We start from the raw sequence: 23,047 nt of genomic DNA, 5'->3' as shown, positions 1-23,047 counted from the left end.
TCACTATTTTGCCCCCACACTCGGAAAGCGCTTTCTAAAATAGAAAAAAATAAGAGGCTGTCTCTCAAGATTTGTAACCTCTTGAGACAGCCTCTTTACATTTTTACTTATTCCACTATTTTTTCGCTATCCGCCCAAGAATGCTGCGGGCTCCAGTCCAGCGTGTCCTTCGCCATTTGATTGCTGACTACAGCTGTCCGCCCAGTCAAAGGCGCGCGCAGGTCAATGACTCCCGGATAAAATTGCTGCAGCAAACGCTCGGTCTCCCAATCGCTAAGTGTATCGTTGCTCGTAATATTGAGACAAATTGCCCCGCGATCCTCCACCTTAATAGATGCTATGCAAGCGCTGACAGCATCCCGTATATCAATATAGCTCCACAAAATTTTCTTAAAGGATTCCGGCTTGCTGATAGACAGATGCTTATAGTCCTCCGGCTTCGTGATCATAGAGAAACGCAGCGATATGACCTGCATGCCGTTCCTTCGATCGAACATCTCAGCAGTCAGCTCATTCAACACCTTTGATAAGCCATAACATTCTTGCGGCTGCTGCGGATGTTCCTCATCAAGCGGCAAATAATCCGGCGAGAATGGGGTTTCCGCCCATGCAAAGCCATAGGAGGACTCGCTTGAACCCATAACGACCTTCCGAATGCCAAGAATGGAGGCCGCTTCCAAAATATGATAGCCCGAAACGGTATTGTTCGCGAAAATATACGGGTACGTATGGCCAAGAGGTGCTGGAATAGCGGCCAAATGAATAATAGCATCCGCTCCATGAAGCGCTGCCACGACCTGTCCAAAATCGTTCAAATCCACTTTGATTTGCTTGCAGTGCAGCTGGTTAGAACGCTGGTTGTCCAAGGAAACAACCTGATAACCCTGTTGCTGAAGTGACTGGACGAGCTGTGTACCGAGCTTGCCACTCCCTCCAGTTACTGCAATTGTCTTCATATGAGAAGCACCTCCGATTCAACTATTATTATGGCCGTACCAGCGTCCCGTCAGCCTTGCGATCCAGATGATAGGGATTATGATACGCAGAGCGATTCCAATTCTCGCCGACAAGCAGCTGTGCCTTTAGCTCATCCAGCTCAATGCCAAGCCCCGGCTTATTCGATGGGTAAAGATAACCGCCCTTTCTAACGATATGCCCCTCAAAGGCATCGAGCTCTTCCGCTCTAAAATGATTCACTTCTTGAATGCCGAAATTCCATATTGCCATATCCAAGTGTACAGCCGCTGCTTGATTAACGGGATCGTTTTCTCCACCTTCCTGCCAAGCGGTGCGCACGCCGAAGGCTTCGCACAGCGCCGCTATTTTGCGGCATGCGCTAATGCCTCCAGCCTTCGAGACACGAACGCGAATGAAATCGATTAGCCGCTCCTTCACGAGCTCCGTCCACTCCTGTGGATTAACGAACAGCTCGCCAACCGCCTGTGGCGTTGCACTCTGCTGCCTTAGATGACGATACCAGCCAATCTGCTCAGGTGCCAGCGCATCCTCCAGAAAAAACAGACCGTATGGCTCGACCCGCTTCGCCAGCTGAATCGCATTAATAGGAGACAGATGCTCATGAACATCATGCGTAAACTGTATACCCATACCAAACGCGACACGCAATTGCTCGAACATGCTCGGAATGGCATTCAAATAAGCTTGCTCGTCAAACACCGCTCCCTTCGTCCATGCTCCCTCAGGAAGGTTCGCTTTGTCAGCGTTAATGAAGCCTCCTCCGCCATAACCGCCCATCTGCACGCGAATGACCGTATAACCTTCCTCCATGTAACGCTGTACGTCCTCTTTGAGCTCGGAAATATCCGATCCCCCTGCATGTCCGTAACAAGGAACAGCCGCGCGGCTTGCTCCGCCGAGCAATTGATAGACAGGCAAGCCCGCTTCCTTCCCTTTAATATCCCATAATGCCATATCAATTCCGCCGATTGCAGTATGCAAAATAGCTCCATTTCTCCAATAGCCGCTCATATACATCGTCTGCCAGAGATCTTCTATGTTAGCGGCATCTTTGCCGATCAGAAGCGGCGCAAGCAATTGCTCAATGACCTGCACAACGGCTTCCGGATTATAAACATCCGATGCCGAGCCTAGTCCATAAAGCCCGTCTTGATCTGTCATCACCTTTACGATGGTCCAAGTTCCGTTCTTACGCGTTCGAATACATTTGATTCCCGTTATTTTCGCCATGCTCTCACCTTCCCTTTCCGTGTCTCGTTTAGTTTAAGGTAAACACATGTCAATCCACATGAGGCATCTTTAAACTTTCTGTCCCATTATTAGCCTATTTTCCAACTGCCCGCCGAATGCGGAAGTTGGCATGGAAAAATAGCAAATAGCCTCTGCTGCATTACCTGCAATAGAAGCCGTGCCATACGCCTTTGTTTGTTCGGGTTAGCCCAGAACTACGGCATATTTAGAAACCCTGAACTTTCAACGATCGCATCCACTTGAAGCTCCAGCTTAAGTTCGGGATAATATTGCGTGCGCCAATTTTTTAGCTTTGCCCTTGGTATTTTATTTCTGAAATATTGGCCTGTCCCCAAAATATCCGCTCCGCTTGCTTGAAGCTTGGCAAACATCTGATCAAATCGCTTTTTCAACATGTCTTCAAGCTCGTACTTGATCGCCTCGCTCGTAGGTTTTCCTTGTGTCTCCAAAATAACGACCTTTAGTTTGATTTTACTTTTCAAAATTGGCATATCGTTGCTCATCATACTTTTATTCGTTATCGAATTGCTGACGATTAACACGCTTGCATGGTTGCTGACTTCTATTTTCCCCTGCGTACTTTCGCCACTGAAGGCGTTGAACAATAACGTCTCATCTGGGTTAATTTGCGCAACCATTTCTCCATTTTTGATTACCGCTGAACCAACATGCTGAACGACGGTGCTTGTCCCTGACCGAATGATCGGAACCGCTACATCACGCGTGTAGGAATGAATGCTTCGGTATACCTCCCACACCCGAGTCAACGCAATTTGCGGATTCCAACCTGCATTTTTCTCAAAAAAGTCATAGAGAGCTGTCCCTTCAGGGTCCAAATTTTTCATCGCATTTGCAAAAAAATGCTCCATGTCTTCATCGCAAATCGTGATAAGCGACTTGGATGATACGTCACGCTCTCTCATAAAATCAGTGATGATGTCATCCATGCCCTCCTGCGCGTATTTCTTATCTAACAGAATAACCTTCACGTGAAGCAAATCCACATGATCCTCCAGATTCGCACTGATTTTATCCACCGCATGATTAATCGTTTTCCCTGATCCGGATACAATCTTAATTTTTGTCGTATTCCCGCTTGGTACAGGAATTTGCAGATAAATGTAGTATTCGTTATTTTTTTTCGTTACGCCCATTACAACCGGCAATACTCGGTGGTTGATATCTCGATTATCCCAGCATCCGCTTAGGGAGAGAGCGAGGCTGATGGCGATTAGCGATTTAAACACTCTCATCTTTATCCATCCTTCTGGAACGAAGCCCTATAAATAAAATGGAGAAAGGAATCGCGAACAATACAAAAAACCGAAATACCATATTCCACTTCATAATCACCTGAATGGACTCCCAATTAGGAATCAGCAGACAGCAACCATAAATGATCGCAGCTACCCCGATGACATAATAATTTAATTTCACTTTCGGCATGGCCCGGTTTAAAATACGGCTGACTTCCCACAGCAGCAAGGAAATAAACAACATCGTGAATGTAATTAGGCACAGCAGCAAAAAAATCGTCACCCTGTCAAACATCAGCCAATTGATATGGATGGTACTGACAAGGATAACGAAAGGAAATTTAAAGTTAGAGGCGGTAGCCTGGCCGAAGGTTAGAAGGGGCAGGTAGACAGACAGAAAGAAAAAAGGAACGAGCGCCACCAAGGTAAACATCACTTTTTTGCGGCTAAAGGAAAAATACGGCTGCACGAAGCCGAGAAACAAAAAGTTTCCAGCAAATGCAGAAAAGCTTTGTAAATAGGCCGGCTTTGTCATAAACGAAAAATTGATATTGAATAACGGAAACAAGTACCGAAAATCAACATTCTGAAACGATATGAAAATCGTGAATAGGATCAACGGAAGAAATAAAAGGGCAAGCAGAAGTCCCGTTCGAAATATGGCATTCACCCCATTTAAGGCGATATAGGTTGAGATGACAATAAGGAGCCCCGTAATCGCCCACATAGGCGTATTTGTCAGGAAAACGAGGGTAATGATATCAGCAAAAGCGCGTACCGTGAAGATGTTAACCACTATCAAAAAAAGGACAAGCGGCAATAAAAAAAGGATGGCCGCCCACTTGCCGACACCTAAGTAAATACTGATAATATCCTGTTTAGGGAAATAACTGAGACCCTTCATATAAGCCCATACGATAAGCATATTAATGGCGATCCCAAATGTAATCGCAAACCAATGCCCCTCTGTTGTGCTAGCGATAATATCATAGGGATAGAAAAAAAACATAAATCCCAGTTGAGTCAAACCGTACATTAATACGACATGATAAGATTTATCCATTTTCCAATTCACCCTTTTTCATACTAAAATTCAAATATGAAATGCCAAACGTAGTAAGACTGGCTAGATACGTGCTTAATAAAACCAACCCACCAAGCAATCCAAGAACCCCGTATATGGCACTCAAAATGACAATTACATATTTGAACAGACGGATCGAAAGCGAATTTTGAAATCCAACAACGGTAGAATTCGCTATCGTCGTAGCCGCAAGCACGATAATGAGCAGATTACTTACCAATCTTGCCGTCACAACTGCTTGTCCCAAAATAATGCCTCCTACCATCGTGATAGTGGGACCGATATTCCTCGGAAGCCTTGTACTGGCCTCGATAATCAATTCCAATACGACCAGCATCAATATAATTTCAACGATCGCCGGATATGGCACGCCTTCACGGCTCTGGGCAATGTTAAGAGCTAGCTCTATTCGTAATACCTCAGGGTTCACCGCTACGAGAGCGACATATATACCCGGTGCAAGCAGCGTTATCAATACGCCGATCACTCGCAAGAGACGGATTACTATCGTTAATGGAATCGGATAATTCCGATCGTTTTCGAGAGAAAACATATCCCAAAGCAGATTTGGGAGCACTAGCGCAAACGGCAGCCGGTCAATAAATAGCACGACTCTACCCTTTTTTAATGCGCTTGCTACCTCTTGCGGCAATTCGGTCGTATTAAATTTGGGAATGGCGGCCCATGAGGAAAAACCCATCGTTTTCGCCATGTTTTGCAAATTATTGATTTCTCTATGCAGGTTCTTCTCGATTTGGCTCGTAACCTTGTTCACCAGCTCAGGATCAGCGTTAATGCTATCGTACATAAGCGATATCTTTTTATGCTGATCATTGCCAGCCAAATAGGATTTCACCCGAACGTGCTTCGACATCATTTGCTTTCTGACCAATCCGATGTTCGTATCGATATCTTCGATAAACGAGCTCATCGGTCCTTGCAGCACGTTTTCATTCGTAGGAGATTCGATTGAACGGTTGAGAACGATCGGGAATGGTTCTACAATGACACATTTTCGCTCACTCTCGAAATAGATGATGAATTTGCCCCCGACGAATAAAGCATAGGCTTCGTTTGCATCCATTTCTATGATGTCGCCGAGCAATGCCATAATATCCGCTACGGTTTGAGGCACAGGATTAACGTTTTCTATATTTTTTCGAAGCGCTATTTTTGTGCTCACCAAATCAATTAGCGAAGTGAAACCCATCATAACGACCGGCACTCCGCAAATTTCGTCCGGTTGGATGAGGAAATCATCATTTCCGCCAAGCTTCTCCTTCACTTCCAGCAAAAAAGAATCCATATGCCGCTTCTCCTTATGTACAATTATTCCATCTTACGATTGTCCCCTCCTCGTAACTTTATATACAACAAAAGGAGTGCCCTATTATAAGGACACTCCTTTTCTGCTTAACAATGATTGTTATATAGATTGATTAACAGCTGGCATCATTTCTTTGACTAAGCACACCCGCAGGACCTAACATTCGCGCGCTGACTACATTGTAGTTTGTGCAATATAGAGAATTAAATCAAGGGAACCCGGATAAAAGCATCCTCCGCACAATCTAACGTTTTCCATTAGGCGGTACGGTTTAGCTTTTCTTATGCGACTCCATTACAAACTGCGCGAATTGTTCAACCGTATCAAAAATACGCTCCGGCTCAATGCGGTAATGCTTATCCTGTACGACAGCCATCCACTGAGCAGCGAATGTTCGTACACCAGCTTCTTGACCAGCATGCATATCATCATTGCTGTCGCCAACAAAAATAGTCTGATCCCGAGCCCAACCAAGCTCGTTCAATATTTGATGAATGCCTTCTGCTGAAGGCTTTCGCTTCTCCACATCATCGCCGGTAACGATCTTATCGAAGCTAACCTCCCAGCCCAGCTTATCCAGTGATATATCGAGCGTACGCCGGGATTTACCTGTAAATAAGGCAATTCCGATGCCTAATTGACGCAGTGAGACAAGCAAATCAGCTATCGCCGTGTTTCGTTCCACGAGTTCCTCATGATGCTGCTCGTAATCAGCTAAAAACTCATTTATGGCTGCATTAATTTGCTCACGATTGCTCAGATGCTGTTCGATAATTTGAAGCTCCGTCGGCCCTGCCAATGTGTACATATCCTCTATCATCACTTGCCGGTCATCATGTCTTAGAAATACACCTGCAATAGCTTGATACATAACCGGCCAAGTATCGGCTAATGTACCGTCAAAGTCAAAAATAATATGTTTAATTTTGTTCAAAACAATCTCTCCTCTCCTGCTGCTGCTTCTCTATTATAGTCGTGAAAAAAGCGATCCCGCTAGAGGATCGCCTTTTTCATTTAAGGCTATGAGTGCTTACTGATGACTAGTCGGATGATTAACAAGAGCCTGATCCCCCGGGGGACCAGGCTCGCGTTTTAAGGCTGCTGGTTATAAATGCGATACAAAAGGACTTCCGATTCAGCACGAGTCAAGCTGCCTTTCGGATTCAGCATGCCGTTATCCCCTTGCAGAAGCTTTGCCTCTACAAGCACAATAATGCTATCTCTTGCATATGCAGCAATTTGATGCTTATCTATAAAGCTGCTAATTGCTGCTTCTGTTCCTTCCTCTACTAAAGGTCGGCTTCTCATTCATTGTCACATTACTTTTTTTTCGCTAGAAACTCATCAATTTGTCTTTGTGTTTCAGCGATGATCACATCAAGTCCATTTTTCTTTTGCGTTTCGATATAAGCAGCTACTGCCTTCTCGACATCCTTCACTACGCCAAACTCTATCGGTCTATTTAGCTCATCGTTTGCTGTATCGCGTTTGGCAATTTCGTTTTTCATATTGTCTTCTGCGATAAACAAGCCATCGATAGGAGAATTCACGTTATTTGGTTTGCTAGCAAATTCAGCTTCCTTCAGCCAGAAATCCGTTCCGTATGTCATGGTCGGACGCATGAATTGAGGCTTCCAGAATGCCCATTGACCGCCCCACTCCATGTAGTTGCTCGTAGTTGTTTCCATGCCTTCCGGATATTCAGCAGTTTCACCGTTCAATACATAGGTTTTTCCTTCAATGCCGTATTGCACGAGGTCATACAAGGTTTTATCGGTTTCCATCATATCCAAGAAACGAAGAACGCGTTCTGGATTTTTGGAGTTCCGGTTTATAGCGACTACGTTAGCAAGAGCGGTACGGTTAACGAATCTTTTGTCCGGATAAAGCTCTGCCGATTCCATCTTAAATGTCGGATCAGAGAAACCTGGATTAGCGCTTACCCACTCATGAGATGTTACAGTAAACAGCTTCTTGCCATTTCTCCATTCCGCAGCTTCGTCTGACTTATCAATCATCGCATCTCTGTTGATCAAATTGTCGTCATACCAAACCTTTGCCAGCTTGGCAGCTTCTAGGTAGAATGGCTGCTGCTCCACCGCTTGAATCGTAATTTTGTCATCGCTTAAATAGAAGCCGAGTCCGTGGAAGTTAAGATCCACCCACTCATCACGAATCATAATGAGGGATACGGGCGGCGTCCGGGATATTCTTTCGTTCGGGTACGCTTTTTTCAGCTCGCGCAGCAATCTGTCGACATCCTCAATCGTTTTAATTGAGCCTGCAGGAATATCAAGTCCCGCTTTCTCTACGAGATCAGAACGCCAGCCCGTAAATTTGCGCTCATTCATTTTCATCGTCCATGGAAGACCTACGATATCGCCATTCACTGTTGCAGCGGCTAATGTGCCCTGCTCCTCGTATTTCTTATGCAAATTAGGAGCAAATTCCGGCAGCAGATCGTTCAGCGCCATGTACGAGCCTTTTGCAGCCATTTGCTTATACGATAGCCAATCGCCGTCGAAATTCATATCCCAGTTATCGCCAGAAGCGGCCATAACGAGCATCTTTTCTTTAAAATCGCCAAATGGAATGAAATTGATATCGAACTTCACGTTAAGTCCTTTAGCCTTTACATATTCGCTGACCTTGGACCAAACCTCGTCCGTAGCCGCTTTTTTATCACCGCCAAAATAAAACTTTAGCGTGACTTCATCCTCCTGTTTTTCTCCGGTCCCGCCGGAAGGCGCATTAGTCGCAGTCCCATTACTTGGCGTATTGCCGTTGTTTGAGCTGCACGCTGCTAGAATAATGCTAAACAACATAATGACAGCAATAAATAGCGGCATTCTTGCTATGCTTTTTTGCATCTGAACCTCTCCCCTTAGCTTATGATTTATATACTACACGGCCGAAGCCGAGATAGTCATCCTTTTACAGCGCCTACCATCAAGCCTTTAACAAAAAAACGTTGAACAAACGGATATAAGAAAATGATAGGACCAATGGTAATGACCGTAAGCGCCATCTTGATAGATTCCGAAGGAATTTGTGCTGATATTCGCTGCATAGCGGATGCATTACTGGAACTCTTCAGAAATTCTACATTCGAGATGAGCGTTCGCAACAGCAGCTGCAGCGGTTGAAGCTCTTGCTTATCTACGAACATTAGACCTAGAAACCAATCGTTCCAATAACTCAGAGCTACGAATAAACCAACGGTGGCAAGTACAGGCAAGGAGAGCGGAGCAATCAGTCGATAAAATATTTTAAAGTCGCCTGCACCGTCCATTTTGGCCGATTCATTCATATCCTCGGGTATCGATAACATAAAGTTGCGAATGAGAAACATATTGAACGCGTTAGCCAGCATCGGTAAAATAAGCGCCCATAGCGTGTCCTTAAGGTCAAGGTATCTCACGCAGATGATATACCACGGCACTAATCCACCATTAAACAGCATGGTAATAATGACGTAGATGGACAAAATGTTTCTATACTTAAATGACCGTCTCGCCATCACGTATGCGCCCATACTCGTAACGATCAAAGACAGAACCGTTCCTGCAACCGTAACGAAAAGGCTTACGCCATAAGCATCAATGATGCGATTGGAACCAAGAAATAAAATGCGATAAGAATCGAAGGTAATGCTTTTGGGCCACAAGGTGTATCCATAGTCCATAATGTCCTTCTCCGTACTTAATGAGCCTGAAATAACCATAATGAACGGAAACAAGCAGGACAGACTGAACAGGGAGATGGCTACAATGATAATAAATTGTGAAATTGAAAACTTCTTCGCATGCATTTTGATGTTCCTCCCTTGATGTAAAATGACGTTTTTAGAAAATAGCTGAATCCTTGTCTATTTTGCGTGCCGCATAATTGCTGCCGATGATTAGCACGAATGCAATGAACGACTGCAGGAAGCCCGCCGCAGATGCCATGCCGATATCCCCTGATTTGCGCAAGCTGCGATAAACAAACGTATCAATAACGTCAGTCGTAGGAAATAAGAGAGAAGCATCACCGACCATTGCGTAAAACATCCCAAAATCGGCGTTCATAATTCTACCAACCGCCAGCAGCGTTAAAATAATGATCGTTGGCCGCAGCATCGGTATGCTGATAAAACGAATTTGCTGCCATCTTGTGGCACCATCGATAGATGCCGCTTCATAATACGAATTGTCGATAGACGTTAACGCCGCCAAGTAAATGATTGTGCCGTACCCCGTTACCTTCCAGCGAACTGCGATAGTTAGAATAAGCGGCCATAAACCAGCTTCACTATAGAAGTCAATCGGCTGCATTCCTATCGACTCTAGTAAACGATTAATTGCCCCGCTCTCAAAGTTCATTAAATTGTAAGCGAACACCCCGACCACTATCCATGAAATAAAGAAGGGAAGAAAGGTTAACGACTGTGTAACTCGCTTAAAATATTTGTTTCTAATTTCATTGAGGAGCAAGGCAAACCCTACCTCAAACATGAGCCCTACTGTAATAAACAATGCGTTTAACAGTATCGTATTTCTCATTGCCCGAAAAGCAGTCGAGGAAGAGAACAAATAATCAAAGTTATTAAGCAGCGGGTCCATCCAATCGCTTCCGAATATTCCTTTAGCAAAGTCAAAGTCTTTGAAGGCGATGACTAGTCCTGCAAGCGGCAAGTAGTTAAAGAGAAAAAGGAGCGTCGCGACGGGCAGGAACATGAGCAGCAGCGTTCGATTTCTAAGTATTTCCCGAATGACTCCATTTGATTTCATAATCGATTTCCCTTCCATTGATGTGATACTTTTATTCTAAGGGAGCACAGCCGGGCTTACTATGAGCCATTCTTATACTTTGTTGTTTAAGATTAGCCTCCTGTCCTAGTGGTAGCCCAAGCACATATACGTGCTTACAGCCAACAAACTGAGCCTATTCTTCCGCTATAAGAACACATGCGTGCTTACAGCTCCATTTCCACCTTGACCAGACGCCTTTTCTACTCTGTAAGCGCATATATGCGCTTACAACCAACAAACTGAGGCTATTCTTCCGCTGTAAGAACCTATGCGTGCTTACAGCCCCATTTCGCTCCATTTCCACCTAGAACAGACGCCTTTTCTACTCTGTAAGCACATATATGTGCTTACAGCCAACAAACTGAGGCTACTCTCCCGCTATAAGAACACATGCGTGCTTACAGCAACAAAAAAAACGCCTTTCAGCGTCCTTGGTGTACCATCTACAGTTGTTCGTTAGGTGGAGATGTAGAGGAGGCCAAACGTTGTTGAAATCTAGTTCTCATGCATTTAAATATGACAAAAAAAGACCACCTAAACGAAAAGTGATCTCTACATAAACAGTATTTTTAACCAATAATAGCCTTCGTCCTCAGTCTTTACCTAATAAGCTTTGAATCGTTAAGTAGCTTTGTTCATCTAGAATGTCGTCATAGCTTCCAAAATTAAAGATAATGTTTTCCCCATTTTCATATTCATAACTTTTGATATATCTCCCTGAACCAAAATCCTTGGTATCTCCCCATAAATTAATAACTTCCTTGAAAGTCATATCCTCCGTAATTAGCCGTAATTGCTCATTGGTTACTTTCCTAACCTCATTTACTACTTCGATTTTGTTTTCATAACCTACTACTTTTCCTACTATTTCCCCGTCCACAAACGCACCCGCTGTTTGACTGTCATTGAATCCTCGCCAACGCACATCTGCCAAAATAAAATATTCATTTTCTTTTAGCTGCAATGGCTTATCCATAGAATCATTGTTATCGGAGGTAGAATCATCCCCGTAAAACGTGTCCAATTTATTTCCGTTAATAAACACCTGCCCCTTTTTAACCTGAACCGTTTCACCAGGCAGCCCAACAATTCTTGCAATATCCGTCGCTTTTTTATCGTTTTTAATTTTGAATACTGTTATATCGCCGCGTGATACTTTATTTCCCTCATAGTAATTCGAATCAACCAACACTTCATTGTTCAATCCAAAGGGATGGGGATGATTGTAACCGAGCTCTGCCAGCATGCCATCCGTTTCTACTTTTATCTTCGTCAATGACGAGTCCGGGTTTTGAATAATCTCTAATCTCTTTTCTGTAGCGGTATCCGTAATGGAATGACTGCAGCCACTAATAATCATGCTGGCGCTTATCACAAACATAACGATCATTCTCATTCTCATACAACATCCCCCTTTGTTACCGGTTGTCACTTCGTTCAATTCCGCTTCCAATGCTCACGCAATTCCAACGCTTTTTTGTTCCAAGCCTCTGTCTCCGGAATAATTCGGTTGATGTCCGCTCCTTGGAACACGATATCGTTAATGACATTAATCCAGTTGTACTCAGAAAATCCAGGTATCGTCGCACCGGGCAATACGAGGCTGTTATCCTTGGTCATCTTAACGGCTTCGATGTTTTTTCCTTGCCATAAAGGTACCTCATCAATGTACGCCGTCAGCTCCGGATCAATGACGGAAGCGTTCGCTCCCTTCTCGATTTTCCACTTCTGTGCTTCCATCTCGAATTGAAAGCTAATCCATTTGTAGGCTTCTTCTTTATGTTTCGAGCCGCTCAGCATCGCAAGCGGACCATAGATATGAAAGGAGTATTGGTTTACCTTCCCTCTCGGAAAAGGAAGGATGTCCCAATTGAACTTAGCCTCCTTTTGCAGCACAGGAAGCAGCCAATCGCCGGCAATGTCAAACGCAGTTTTGCCATTAATGAATTCCTTGACCACATCACCTTGTGCTGCAGAATCAGCCCAAGAGAGCATAGATCCATCCTTGGTGACGAATTCAGTCAGCCAGCGCACATCCTCCATTACATCCGGCATGCTAAGCAAGCTTTGGGTCAATCGATCATTTAAGTAAGCCAAATTTGGCGCATGCCCATCAGCTGCAGCTTTCATTGGCAGCAGGCGCATGACAAAATCACTGTTCGTAGTCAGGCCATATTCCCCAGCTGCAGGGTCCGTTACACGCTTGGCGATATCACGCAAATCTTCGAAGCTCCAATTATTCGGAGGCATGTCTATTCCATGTTTGGCAAGTAAATCCTTATTTACGATTATCCACATGGGAACGTCAACGAATGGGACGGCTAGCGTACGGCCATTGAAGGCCATCGTATCAAAATAACCATCGGGCAGCACCTTTCCTTGGAAGGAAGCATCTGCATCCATATACGGCTTTAAATTTTCGAGCAAGCCGCTTTGTTCATAGCGAAGCAAATCGCCAACAACCCACGTCAGATCAGCAGGTGTTCCTGCCGCCTCCAAAGCTATAATTTTATCCATGATGCCATCATCGCCACCCTCTATTTGAACGGGCTCAATCGTAATCCATGGATATTTCGCATTGAATTTGTCATATAGCTCCTTATAGGTCTCTCCTCCCCATGTCAGAAGCTTAAGTGTGACTGGTGTTTTGCCCGAATATTGCTCTTCTTGACCATTGGCTGATCCCTTTGCCGCATTCCCGCCTTCCCAGCCTTTAAACGTGCAAGAGGTAAGAACTAGCATAAACATCAGGAGTATACTTATAACAAATGTTTTTTTACGTTTGTTTTTCAAGGTTATGCCTCCTTTGATATTCACGCTTTACTCATTCCCAATCGAATCCATATCCTGGCCTTCTTTCAGAATGGGATGCCTTAACGTAATCGTTGTTCCGGTATCAGGCCCCGTCTGGATTTGAAGCTTATAATTGTCGCCAAAATACAGCTTTAAACGGTCATTCACATTGCGAAGACCGACACCTCTGCGCGTATGCGAGAACTTTTCGCTTGGCTCTTCTTCCCTCTCCAGCTGTTCCAGAACAGATGTGGGAATACCTTTGCCGTTATCCACGATATCGATTACGATATCGTCTCCGATCTTTCTTGCTGCAATCATGATTTTACCTTTATCGAAGTCGTCGCGCACGCTATGCTGAATCGCATTTTCTACAAGCGGCTGCAGCAGAAGCCGTAGAAATGGCATATCCATCGTTTCCTCCTCACAGGAATACAAAATACGAACGACCTTCCCCATCCTTGCTTGTTCAATGGATACATAAGCTTTCACCTGTTCTATCTCGCGGCGCAGCGTTGTAATCTCTTTCCCTTGGTTTAGACTCAGCCTCAGCAGGTTACCAAGCGCTGATACCATCTCGCTAATGTCGCTGCGTCCATGATTTTCCGCCTTCCACCTTATCGATTCCAAAGTATTGTAAAGAAAATGAGGGTTAATCTGATGACTCAGTACTTGAAACTCAAGCGCTTTTTTGTTCCTTTCCGAGTGTGCTGCTTCTTTGATCAATCCTTCTATGCGCTGAACAAGATTGCTGACTCCCCTATACAGCCAACCAACTTCATCCTTCCGGGATGACGAAGGCAGCAAGTAATGGAGATTCTCCGCTTCCAGTCTCCTCATTAAACGAACCAAATGCGCAATTGGCTGTGTATAGTAAGCCGTAATATAAAAGACGACGCTAATGCAGCAAAGGAGATAGCCGATCAAAAAGATAACGAGCATACGGTTAATTTCATCTATCGTTCCTGTCAGCTCATGTAGAGGGGTCAGGCTCACGATCGTCCATGGGTGGTTAGCCATCTTCAAATACGTTGCGAGATAGGTTTCCCCTTCAATGGTAATTGATGTGGAGCCTTCATCACCGGATTTCATGTAAGATATCAAGGCTGTGGACGGAAACTCCTCGCCTGTCCATTCATTAACCGAAGAATCATAATGCACAATGCCTTTCTCATTAATGAGCAGCAGCTTCTGATCCTTAAGCTGATCGGACGGCGAGAAATACCTTCTTAAATAATCTTCGGATAAATCTGTCGCGATGATACCTCTTAGTTTTTGATCGTATAGTCCCGAAAATCGTTTGACATAGGAGAGCAGCGGCTTCGCATATTTCCCATGCAAAGGCATGGTCAGATACCACGTCGGACTAACCGTCGCTTTCGAGCGCTGAAACCAGTACTGGTCTCCAATGCGTACCGATTCGTCAATCGTCCTCATGTAGGACGGATAATCTGTCGGCTTTATAGGGTAAACCTTGACTCTAAAGGCATCGATAGTAGACGTGGAATGATACAGCACTGTCAATAGATTGACTGTAAACGCTTCCTCTTCTGCTTGGTTTAATGGTTCACTTTCTAGCAAATCCTGCAGTTCCTTATTTCCGATTACATCGTTAATTTGATCATTTAAGTTACCCAGATAAATCTCGAAGTTTTTTCTCGCTTGAAGAAGATAGCTCATGGTCATTTTCGTATTCGTATTGGAGATGCCCTCGATCGATTTAATATGCGCATAATACGCAAATAGCAGAAAAGGAACGATAATGATAATAAAAAAGATTAAAATCATCCGATTGCGAAAGGATGAAGCGAGCCGAAAGGAGACTTTGTTCACAAGTATGCACCTGCCTTCTACGATGCTACCTCCATCGCTGGGGTAGACTTGTCCTCGATAATATACTTCATTGTGCCATGATTGCAATAAGTAATTTGAGATCATTTCATCGTTTACGTATGCAAATTACCTCTTTCCTAGCAAAGCGACAATAATTCCCCTTAAAGTTTGTATTTCCCTCATTGTGAGCAGCTTGCAGATTCTTTAGACTAATGGCGTAATACCCAACCTTTCAACGAAAAGAGGAACAACGATGACTGCATCGAAACGGGTGGTACATGTCATTTCGCATACCCATTGGGATCGAGAATGGTATATGCCTTACGAAGCCCATCATGTAAAGCTGATAGAGACGATGGACACGCTGCTGGAAACGTTCGAGGCCGATCCTGATTTCCGCAGCTTTTATCTCGATGGTCAGACGATTATTTTAGATGATTATTTGCAGGTTTATCCAGAGAAGCAAGGCCAAATCCAAAAGCTTTGTGATGAAGGAAAGCTCTCTTTAGGTCCTTGGTATATTTTGCAGGATGAGTTTCTAACCAGCAGCGAGGCAAACGTTAGAAATTTGCAAATCGGACATCGGGATGCCAAAAAATTCGGGCCAATCTCCAAGCTTGGTTATTTTCCAGATTCGTTCGGCAATATGGGTCAAGCAGCTCAGCTCCTAAGACAAGCAGGCATCGACACCGCCGTCTTCGGAAGAGGTGTAAAAGCGACGGGCTTCAACAATCGGGTTGTGGATTCCTCTGGCCTAGAATCCCCCTACTCTGAGCTAATCTGGCAGGCGCCCGACGGTTCAAGCGTATTAGGCATCTTATTTGCGAATTGGTATAACAACGGCATGGAGATTCCTGTTGATCCTGTAAAAGCTAAGCCTTACTGGGAGCATCGCCTTGCGCGAGCTGAACAATATGCTTCAACTTCGCAGCTGCTGCTAATGAATGGCTGCGATCACCAGCCGATTCAGACAAATCTCTCAGAAGCGCTCCGCGTCGCGAGAGAACTTTTCCCAGACTATATGTTCGTTCACTCCAATTTTGATGATTATGTAAAGGCGGTTCAATCGCAGCAGCCTTCAGACCTGAGTCTAACACGCGGTGAACTTCGCGGCCAGCAAACGGATGGCTGGTATTCGCTAGTCAATACAGCATCCGCACGCGTATACATCAAACAGCTTAATCAACGAAATCAGACGCTGCTGGAGAAAGTGGCCGAGCCGATCTCTGCCATCGCCCATCAGCTGGGCAAGCCTTACCCGCATGGTCTATTTCAATATGCATGGAAGACACTTATGCAAAATCATCCGCATGACAGCATTTGCGGCTGCAGTGTCGATGAGGTGTACCAAGAAATGAAAACCCGTTTTGCCAAAAGCATGGAAGTTGGCAAAGCGTTAACGACTGAGAGCATTAAATTCATAAGCGCAAAGGTCAATACGGGTCATTTTGCCGAATATAGTGATTCAGCAGCACCCTTCATCGTCTTTAACTCAAGTGGTTATGAAGGCTCCTCGGTTCACCATTTTGAGGTAGAATGGTCGCACCGCTTCTTCGATCAAAGCGAAGACCCAGTTGCCATCGCTAAGCTAGTTCAGGATCGGACGCACGCCGAAGGTTACTTGGTGAACAGCAGCGGTGAACGCATCGACTTCTCCGTTCAAGATTTGGGCGTCCGCTTTGGCTATGAATTGCCACATGATAAATTCCGGCAGCCTTATATGGCTCGTGCGCTGCGCCTGACCTTCGAGACCGGTACATTGCCTTCGATGGGTTATGCATCCTTCGCTTGGATTCCATGTCAGAATGAAGGTAAGACTATAGCAGATAAACATGAGTCTTTGGTGACTAGTGAACGAACACTAGAAAATGCTCAGCTTAAATTGACGGTAGAGGAAGACGGAAGTTTTAATGTTTATGATAAGAAAAGCCAGCAGTTGTTTTCGGATCTCGGCCATTACGAGAATGTAGGCGATATCGGCAATGAGTATATTTTCAAGCAGCCTATTGGTGATTTGCCAATTACGACTAAGGGCTGCAAAGCCGAAATTAAAGTTGTTGAAGATTCTCCTTATCGAGCAGCGATCGAAATCATTCATCGCCTTGCCATACCCGCACGAGCAGATGATCTTCTGTCAGAAGAAATCCGCACAATGGTTGAGTTCCGGCAGAGGAAGGCTGGCAGATCCGATTCCCTTGCACCGCTAGTCATTGTGACGCTTGTCAGCCTTGAACGTGAAGGCAAAGGCGTACATGTCCATGCGCGCATTGAAAATCAGTCGCTGGATCACAGACTGCGCGTACTGCTGCCATCGGATATCGCTGCATCCACACACTTTGCTGATTCTATCTTCGAGGTCGCTGAGCGTCAAAACGTACCTGCGAAGGAATGGGAAAATCCGAGCAACGCTCAGCATATGCAGACATTCATCGACGTACACAATAGTCAAAGAGGCTTGACGATTGCAGGCAAAGGCTTAAATGAGTACGAGGTGCTTCAAGACGGAAGAAATACGATCGCTGTAACCCTTCTGCGCTCAGTCGGAGAGCTTGGCGATTGGGGCGTATTTCATACACCTGAAGCGCAATGCTTAGGTACAAATGAAGCAGAATGGATGATTATACCTTACGGCAACGCTGAAGAGCGTTTTGCTGCTTATCGAGAAGCTTATCGTTTCCCCATTCCGGTTACGGCGATCGCTGCTGGATTGCATGATGGCGAGCTCGCTCCCTCTTGTGATTTTCTCAAATGGAACGGTGACCAGCTCGCTTTCTCAAGCCTAAAGATCAACGAAGAGCGAGGAGATAGCATGGCACGGTGGTATAATTTAGCAGGATCCACCACCAGCTTGGCTATTCATCCGAATACCGTTTCTGAGGTTTACGTAAGCGACATTATGGAGAACAATAGCGATAGTAAGGTCAGAGACACCGTTCAAGTCGAAGGTTTTAAAATTGTAACCATTGGCTTATCAGCTAGTTCAAAATAAACAGCTTCAAAAAATTACAATGATCAGATGCAAAGAGGCAGTCTCCTAAGGTTATGCCGTATCTACCTAGGAGTCTGCCTCTTCATGCATCTTGATGAGTCCAACTATTCATATGATTAGTTTGGCACAACAGAGTCTTCGTCCGCAATGCCTCTTTGTCGTCTATACTCCTTCGGCGTGCAGCCGACCTGCTTTTTGAATAGCTTTGAGAAATGCACCGGGTCCTTGTACCCTACCTGAAATGATATCTGATACACTTTGTACTTGATGTCGCTTAACATTTCCTTCGCCTTCTCAATCCGTATTTCCGTCAAATATTCCAAAAAAGTTTTTCGTTTCTCTTTCTTAAAAAGCTTGCTCAGCCATACCGGCGTCACATGTACCGCCATTGCAACGCTCTGAAGCGTTAAACTTTCGGCATAATCCCTATGCAATATCTTTTCCGCTTCATATACGATCTGACTCGGTGTATCGGACAGCTTGCGGAAATCTGCTGCGATCGCATGAAGGAATAGCTCTGTCTGCACGCGCAGTGATTGCAGCGTATCGTACTGCTCAAGAAGCTCCCACACAGCGATCGGATTGCTGCCCAAGTTTTTATTAGGAACCCCTGCTGATGCTGCCCTGCGAAACACCTCAAATAACCATTCAAATATTTTTTGCTGAATATCGCGCAATTGATTGAGACGCCAGGCTTGTACCATCTCCACAAATCGATCCATCGCAGCAGTTATATCTTCATCCGAGCCATATTTAACGAGATCGAGCACCTCCTCGGGCTCGCTAAGCGACAAGTCACTACCGTCACCCTCATAAAATAAGCCCTGCTCCGTAAATAATCGATTGCCTCCGTATACAGCCTTTTGCTCCAATACATTCATCGCTTCTGCATACATATCATGAAGATGTTCAAATGTGCAAGGTGTCGTTCTCATGCCAGCGCTTGCCTTCACCTTAACGAAATCATTGATTCGCTGCAAGCAAAGCTGCGCCATGCTACGACTCAGCTCCGCATGCTCTGGGCGCGAGCAGCTAAAAATAACAACCCAACGATTGCTGCTGTCCATACAAAGTGCAAAGGGGTGAGGATACTCTTCCTCAAGTGTTTGATTCACCACATTGCCGATTCCGAACAGGATTAAATCCTTTTCCTTCGTATGGCGGTTCTCGATTGCCTTTAGATCATCCGCTTCGACTATAACAAGCGTCATATGCTGACTGGCTATCCACTCCAGATTCAACGTCTGCAATCGATGGCGTCTCCGAGCTTCCCTGTACGGATCATAATCCTGCTCAATCATTTCTCTGAGCAGCTCCTCGCGCATTTTTGGAATCGCAAACCTCACTTGATTGATGAGCAGCTGTTCATTATGTTGATCTATTCTCTTTCGATGGATATGATCCATCGTTTTTCGGACGATCTGGGTCAGCTCCTCCAAATTGATCGGCTTGAGTATATAATCCAATACGCCGATTTGTATCGCCTGCTTCACCAACTCAAAATCATCATACCCGCTTACAACAATTGCTTCTGGTTTATAATTTTCAACGGAAATCAACGATCGAAGAAATTCCAGCCCCGACATCCGATTCATTTTAATATCAGTCACGATAAGATCCGGCCGCATATCAAGGGCGAGCATTAAAGCCGTATCCCCATCATCAGCCACCAGCACCTCGTCGATTTCGAATGTATCCCAAGGAAAGCGGTTACGCAAACCTTCGCGGATTTCGAATTCATCGTCCACTATTAAAGCACGCAGCATCCTCTCACCTTTCCCCTCTAGCTTTTCATAGACATTCAAAAACCGAACCATTACATAACTACATACTACCTGACTGTATTTCGGATTACACGGGGGTAATTGCAAACTTTATGGGGTAGTATTAAATAAATGGCTGCTCGGTGGTCAGAAAATCAAAAGTGGCCGACCAAGCAGGTTACAAGCACCTGCTCAGCCAGCCATTATTTCCCGTTAAAACAAATTCAATATCGGCTCATATACGCCATATAACAGAATATAAAATGCTGCTCCTAGCGCCGATCCAATATAAGCTCCGTTCAAACGAATACGCTGTAGATCGGTCTCGACCTTGCTTTCTATGAAATGCACAAGCTTCTGTTCAGTGAAACCGTCGAGCGTCTTACGCACGATAATTCCGATAATCGCATGCTCCGTTTCGATCATCTTATGAACAAACTTTTGCGCGTATTGCTCCAGCCAGCCCTTCGTTTCCTCATTCGCTTTGAACCATTCCCAATATGACAATATAAACTGATTAATCAGCTCCTTAATATCAGATTGATTCACCGAATGTTTTTCCGGCACGACAAGCTGCAGCTTCGGTTCGCTGATCAGCAGCTGTCTCAAGTTGCCGAGTAAAGCTTCTATAGAAGGAAGTAATGAGATTTTCTCAATAACTTCATCTCTCCACTCATCAACAGCAGCTGAAACATCCTCACGATGCTGCAAATTATCGGCAAGCTGCAGCACCATTTCCTCCAGTAAAACACGAAGCTCATGCTGCGGATTCCGCAATTCATTAATAAGCAGCTGTAAATCGTCAAACAACACCTTTGTAGCGTCGTCGAGATTGAGTGCATTCGTTGACTCTGCGATTTCCACAGCCATTTTTTTGAGCCACTTGGAAAAAATACTGCCTTGATTGACAAACTTCTCCTTCTCCTTGCCGAGCAGCTCACGAATAACGACCTTTGTTTCCTCTTCAGCTGCGCGGGCAGCCGCAAACTCCACGATTTGACTGACCCAGCTTTGGAAATTACCTTTAGCCATGACCCATTTGAGCGCTTTGCCAGCGTAAGGCGACAGGCTGATCTTCCCTAAGCTTTTTCGTGCTTTTTCATCTAAAATGACGGAAAGCCCTTTAATGTCCAGCTTGGCAAGCAGACCTGACACCAGCATCCAGCCTTGCTCAGCAAGCATGCCGCTTGGACGGCGGTCTATCCATGAAATGCCTATTTCTACAAGCGATATTTGCTTTACCTTTTCCTTTAACAAATCTTTGCTAAGCAGCTGCTCTTCGACCATACTGGCGACACCTTCGATCAGCTTATCACGATTTTTCGGAATGATCGCAGTATGCGGAATCCACTTCCATCCAAATGGATGGCGGAATAGCACCGTAACAGCAAACAAATCAGCCAGTGCTCCAACGAGTCCTGCCTCCGTCGTGTAGAGCAGCATACGAGTCCACCACTGATCTGGGAAAACATACAAGCAGCAGGCGGCAATAACGAATAAAACGGCCAATAAAATCAAGCTGCGATTTGCTTTTTTTCTCATTGCCATTTAAGCTCGCCCTCCAATCCAAAAGGTCGCTAGATGCAGGACTACGCCGATAAGCGCTCCGATTCCGATTCCATTTATCCGAATATATTGCAAGTCGCGTCCCGCTTTCTCTTTAACAAGCTCGATAAGCTCTTCTTCAGAGAAGCTGTTCAGCTTATCCGTAACCATTTTGCCAATGTAGGAATGCTTCTGCTCCATCCATTTCAGCAATGTAGTCTTTATATATTGATCCAGACGAGTGAGCAGCTCTGTATTTCCCTCTACATACGTTATTCCTTCTTGGACTTTGTCCTTAATCCAAGGATAGCGCACTTGCTGGCCTTCCGCATTCGAAGCGGCAGCGAGTCGAATAGATTCCAACCCCCGCTGTATAAATACATCAAGCTTAATATCATCCTTAACAGATGCTAACAGGTTTGTTTTGCCCGCTTCTATCCGGCTGCGCAATTGTTCATCCGTACGAAGCCGTGTTACAAATTGCTCAATAAAAGCTTTTATTTGCTTTCGCTGCGGATGGTCTTCAGCATGGAATTTCTGTAAAAATGATACCAGCCACTCCTGCAATCGCCCGCTAATATTCGCCGCTTCCAGCCCCGCGGAGAAATCGATTAGCTTCCTTCTAAACTTATCGCCTTCGTAGGAACGAATGGCAGAATCAACAATTTGGCCTACGACCGCGCCGAATGGTGCTGATTTTACGATCTTTATAAGCTCTGGAATCATAAATTCGATAATACGATCGTCATAACCATTTCTAATGGTCCAATCACCTGCATCAGCAGCAATGTCTGCTACAGGAATCGTATCGGCATGCTCGAGTAAAAATGTCTGGACGGTTTTGGCCAATTCCTGTAAATCAATCGTCGTGATCACATCATCTGCCACCTGCTGCAAAATGTCATTCACGCCATCTTCGCCGCCATGCTGCCTTAGATATGTAACAAGAACGTCCGCAATATTGTATTCGTCCAGCCTTTCCCTAATATTCGGGATGGTTAACAATTCATTTTGAACCATTTGGACAAGCTCGCCTATCAAGCGCTCCCGGTTCCGAGAAATGATGTTTGTGCCCATCCAGACCGGCCACTTTATTTGCAAAGGATTTCCAAACAATGCGCTAACCGCAAAGGAATCTGCCAGTCCGCCTATCGTTGCAGCACTGAATAAGGAAAATAATAGTCCTCCAACAAAAGTATCATGAAAGGGAAACGCTGCTAATATTCCGATAGCTGAGAAAAGCAGCGCTAAATCCGCTTTCTTCTTAATACTGAATTTGTTCATATACAAGCTCCATTCCTGATGATCGTTCCACATTAATTATCCCATATGTATAGGGTGTGAAACAATGGAGATTCAATAATGTGAGAATTGATACTTTTAAGCATTAAGCGCTGCTGCTTTTATGAATTCTTTTCAGCTTGCGCGGCGCCAA

The 23,047-nt window shown here is 44.8% G+C and carries 17 protein-coding genes; 1 reads left to right on the top strand and 16 read right to left on the bottom strand.

From position 1 onward, the window contains the following. Positions 1 to 107 precede the first annotated feature (107 nt). From AC787_RS23350 to AC787_RS23290, 13 genes are all read right to left on the bottom strand, one after another. Positions 108 to 956, bottom strand: coding sequence for an NAD-dependent epimerase/dehydratase family protein (locus AC787_RS23350; protein ID WP_054027379.1), 849 nt, complete (start codon positions 954 to 956; stop codon positions 108 to 110). Positions 957 to 984: 28 nt separating this feature from the next. Then, on the bottom strand, positions 985 to 2,208 hold the full coding sequence (locus tag AC787_RS23345; RefSeq protein WP_054027378.1) for an enolase C-terminal domain-like protein: 1,224 nt from the start codon (positions 2,206 to 2,208) through the stop codon (positions 985 to 987). 215 nt (positions 2,209 to 2,423) lie between these two features. Further along, positions 2,424 to 3,482 carry a Ger(x)C family spore germination protein gene (locus AC787_RS23340; RefSeq protein ID WP_054027377.1) on the bottom strand — a complete coding sequence of 353 codons (1,059 nt, stop codon included), beginning with the start codon at positions 3,480 to 3,482 and terminating at the stop codon, positions 2,424 to 2,426. After that, positions 3,469 to 4,548, bottom strand: coding sequence for a GerAB/ArcD/ProY family transporter (locus tag AC787_RS23335; RefSeq protein ID WP_054027376.1), 1,080 nt, complete (start codon positions 4,546 to 4,548; stop codon positions 3,469 to 3,471). The genes AC787_RS23340 and AC787_RS23335 overlap by 14 nt, the downstream gene beginning before the upstream one ends. Further along, positions 4,541 to 5,875 carry a spore germination protein gene (locus AC787_RS23330; protein ID WP_054027375.1) on the bottom strand — a complete coding sequence of 445 codons (1,335 nt, stop codon included), beginning with the start codon at positions 5,873 to 5,875 and terminating at the stop codon, positions 4,541 to 4,543. The genes AC787_RS23335 and AC787_RS23330 overlap by 8 nt, the downstream gene beginning before the upstream one ends. A 292-nt stretch (positions 5,876 to 6,167) precedes the next feature. After that, entirely contained in the window at positions 6,168 to 6,830 is a 663-nt protein-coding gene (locus AC787_RS23325) for an HAD family hydrolase (RefSeq protein WP_054027374.1), read from the bottom strand. Between the two features lie 158 nt (positions 6,831 to 6,988). After that, the gene (locus AC787_RS23320) at positions 6,989 to 7,204 is read right to left on the bottom strand and encodes an S-layer homology domain-containing protein (RefSeq protein ID WP_054027373.1); all 216 of its coding nucleotides are present in this window, start codon (positions 7,202 to 7,204) and stop codon (positions 6,989 to 6,991) included. An 11-nt stretch (positions 7,205 to 7,215) separates the two neighbouring features. Further along, complete coding sequence (locus tag AC787_RS23315) at positions 7,216 to 8,766, bottom strand: extracellular solute-binding protein (RefSeq protein ID WP_054027372.1); 1,551 nt, start codon at positions 8,764 to 8,766, stop codon at positions 7,216 to 7,218. 56 nt (positions 8,767 to 8,822) lie between these two features. Beyond that, positions 8,823 to 9,707, bottom strand: a complete 885-nt coding sequence (locus tag AC787_RS23310) for a carbohydrate ABC transporter permease (RefSeq protein WP_054027371.1) — start codon at positions 9,705 to 9,707, stop codon at positions 8,823 to 8,825. Positions 9,708 to 9,741: 34 nt separating this feature from the next. Further along, positions 9,742 to 10,668: an ABC transporter permease gene (locus tag AC787_RS23305; protein ID WP_054027370.1), complete on the bottom strand. Its 927-nt coding sequence runs from the start codon at positions 10,666 to 10,668 to the stop codon at positions 9,742 to 9,744. A gap of 613 nt (positions 10,669 to 11,281) precedes the next feature. Then, on the bottom strand, positions 11,282 to 12,091 hold the full coding sequence (gene lepB / locus AC787_RS23300) for a signal peptidase I (protein WP_054027369.1): 810 nt from the start codon (positions 12,089 to 12,091) through the stop codon (positions 11,282 to 11,284). Positions 12,092 to 12,126: 35 nt separating this feature from the next. Beyond that, the gene (locus AC787_RS23295; RefSeq protein WP_054027368.1) at positions 12,127 to 13,482 is read right to left on the bottom strand and encodes an ABC transporter substrate-binding protein; all 1,356 of its coding nucleotides are present in this window, start codon (positions 13,480 to 13,482) and stop codon (positions 12,127 to 12,129) included. Between the two features lie 27 nt (positions 13,483 to 13,509). After that, the gene (locus AC787_RS23290; protein WP_054028161.1) at positions 13,510 to 15,315 is read right to left on the bottom strand and encodes a sensor histidine kinase; all 1,806 of its coding nucleotides are present in this window, start codon (positions 15,313 to 15,315) and stop codon (positions 13,510 to 13,512) included. Between the two features lie 253 nt (positions 15,316 to 15,568). On the opposite strand from AC787_RS23290, the gene AC787_RS23285 reads away from it, so the two are divergent. Then, positions 15,569 to 18,304: an alpha-mannosidase gene (locus AC787_RS23285; RefSeq protein ID WP_054027367.1), complete on the top strand. Its 2,736-nt coding sequence runs from the start codon at positions 15,569 to 15,571 to the stop codon at positions 18,302 to 18,304. A 116-nt stretch (positions 18,305 to 18,420) separates the two neighbouring features. Here AC787_RS23285 and AC787_RS23280 read toward each other — a convergent pair whose 3' ends face one another. The 3 genes from AC787_RS23280 to AC787_RS23270 all read right to left on the bottom strand — a co-directional run bounded on the left by AC787_RS23280 (position 18,421) and on the right by AC787_RS23270 (position 22,896). Continuing rightward, positions 18,421 to 20,070, bottom strand: a complete 1,650-nt coding sequence (locus AC787_RS23280) for a response regulator (RefSeq protein WP_054027366.1) — start codon at positions 20,068 to 20,070, stop codon at positions 18,421 to 18,423. Positions 20,071 to 20,280: 210 nt separating this feature from the next. After that, on the bottom strand, positions 20,281 to 21,615 hold the full coding sequence (locus tag AC787_RS23275; protein WP_054027365.1) for a DUF445 domain-containing protein: 1,335 nt from the start codon (positions 21,613 to 21,615) through the stop codon (positions 20,281 to 20,283). After that, a complete protein-coding gene (locus tag AC787_RS23270) occupies positions 21,616 to 22,896 on the bottom strand; it encodes a DUF445 domain-containing protein (RefSeq protein ID WP_161807562.1) in 1,281 nt (426 codons plus the stop codon). It lies immediately after the preceding gene. Positions 22,897 to 23,047: the final 151 nt, after the last annotated feature.

This window comes from Bacillus sp. FJAT-28004, from assembly GCF_001280845.1.
In the GTDB taxonomy this organism is placed as follows: domain Bacteria; phylum Bacillota; class Bacilli; order Paenibacillales; family Paenibacillaceae; genus Pristimantibacillus.
Note: the sequence above shows the minus strand (reverse complement) of the source record. Positions and strands in the feature narration are given on the sequence as shown.

Bases quoted from the DNA above. Each gene is read 5' to 3' on its own strand.
- AC787_RS23270 (WP_161807562.1), bottom strand. From the start codon at position 22,896: ATGAACAAATTCAGTATTAAGAAGAAAGCGGATTTAGCGCTGCTTTTC.
- AC787_RS23275 (WP_054027365.1), bottom strand. From the start codon at position 21,615: ATGGCAATGAGAAAAAAAGCAAATCGCAGCTTGATTTTATTGGCCGTT.
- AC787_RS23305 (WP_054027370.1), bottom strand. From the start codon at position 10,668: ATGAAATCAAATGGAGTCATTCGGGAAATACTTAGAAATCGAACGCTG.
- AC787_RS23335 (WP_054027376.1), bottom strand. From the start codon at position 4,548: ATGGATAAATCTTATCATGTCGTATTAATGTACGGTTTGACTCAACTG.
- AC787_RS23340 (WP_054027377.1), bottom strand. From the start codon at position 3,482: ATGAGAGTGTTTAAATCGCTAATCGCCATCAGCCTCGCTCTCTCCCTA.
- AC787_RS23330 (WP_054027375.1), bottom strand. From the start codon at position 5,875: ATGGATTCTTTTTTGCTGGAAGTGAAGGAGAAGCTTGGCGGAAATGAT.
- AC787_RS23350 (WP_054027379.1), bottom strand. From the start codon at position 956: ATGAAGACAATTGCAGTAACTGGAGGGAGTGGCAAGCTCGGTACACAG.
- AC787_RS23320 (WP_054027373.1), bottom strand. From the start codon at position 7,204: ATGAGAAGCCGACCTTTAGTAGAGGAAGGAACAGAAGCAGCAATTAGC.
- lepB (WP_054027369.1), bottom strand. From the start codon at position 12,091: ATGAGAATGAGAATGATCGTTATGTTTGTGATAAGCGCCAGCATGATT.
- AC787_RS23310 (WP_054027371.1), bottom strand. From the start codon at position 9,707: ATGCATGCGAAGAAGTTTTCAATTTCACAATTTATTATCATTGTAGCC.
- AC787_RS23285 (WP_054027367.1), top strand. From the start codon at position 15,569: ATGACTGCATCGAAACGGGTGGTACATGTCATTTCGCATACCCATTGG.
- AC787_RS23280 (WP_054027366.1), bottom strand. From the start codon at position 20,070: ATGCTGCGTGCTTTAATAGTGGACGATGAATTCGAAATCCGCGAAGGT.
- AC787_RS23345 (WP_054027378.1), bottom strand. From the start codon at position 2,208: ATGGCGAAAATAACGGGAATCAAATGTATTCGAACGCGTAAGAACGGA.
- AC787_RS23315 (WP_054027372.1), bottom strand. From the start codon at position 8,766: ATGCAAAAAAGCATAGCAAGAATGCCGCTATTTATTGCTGTCATTATG.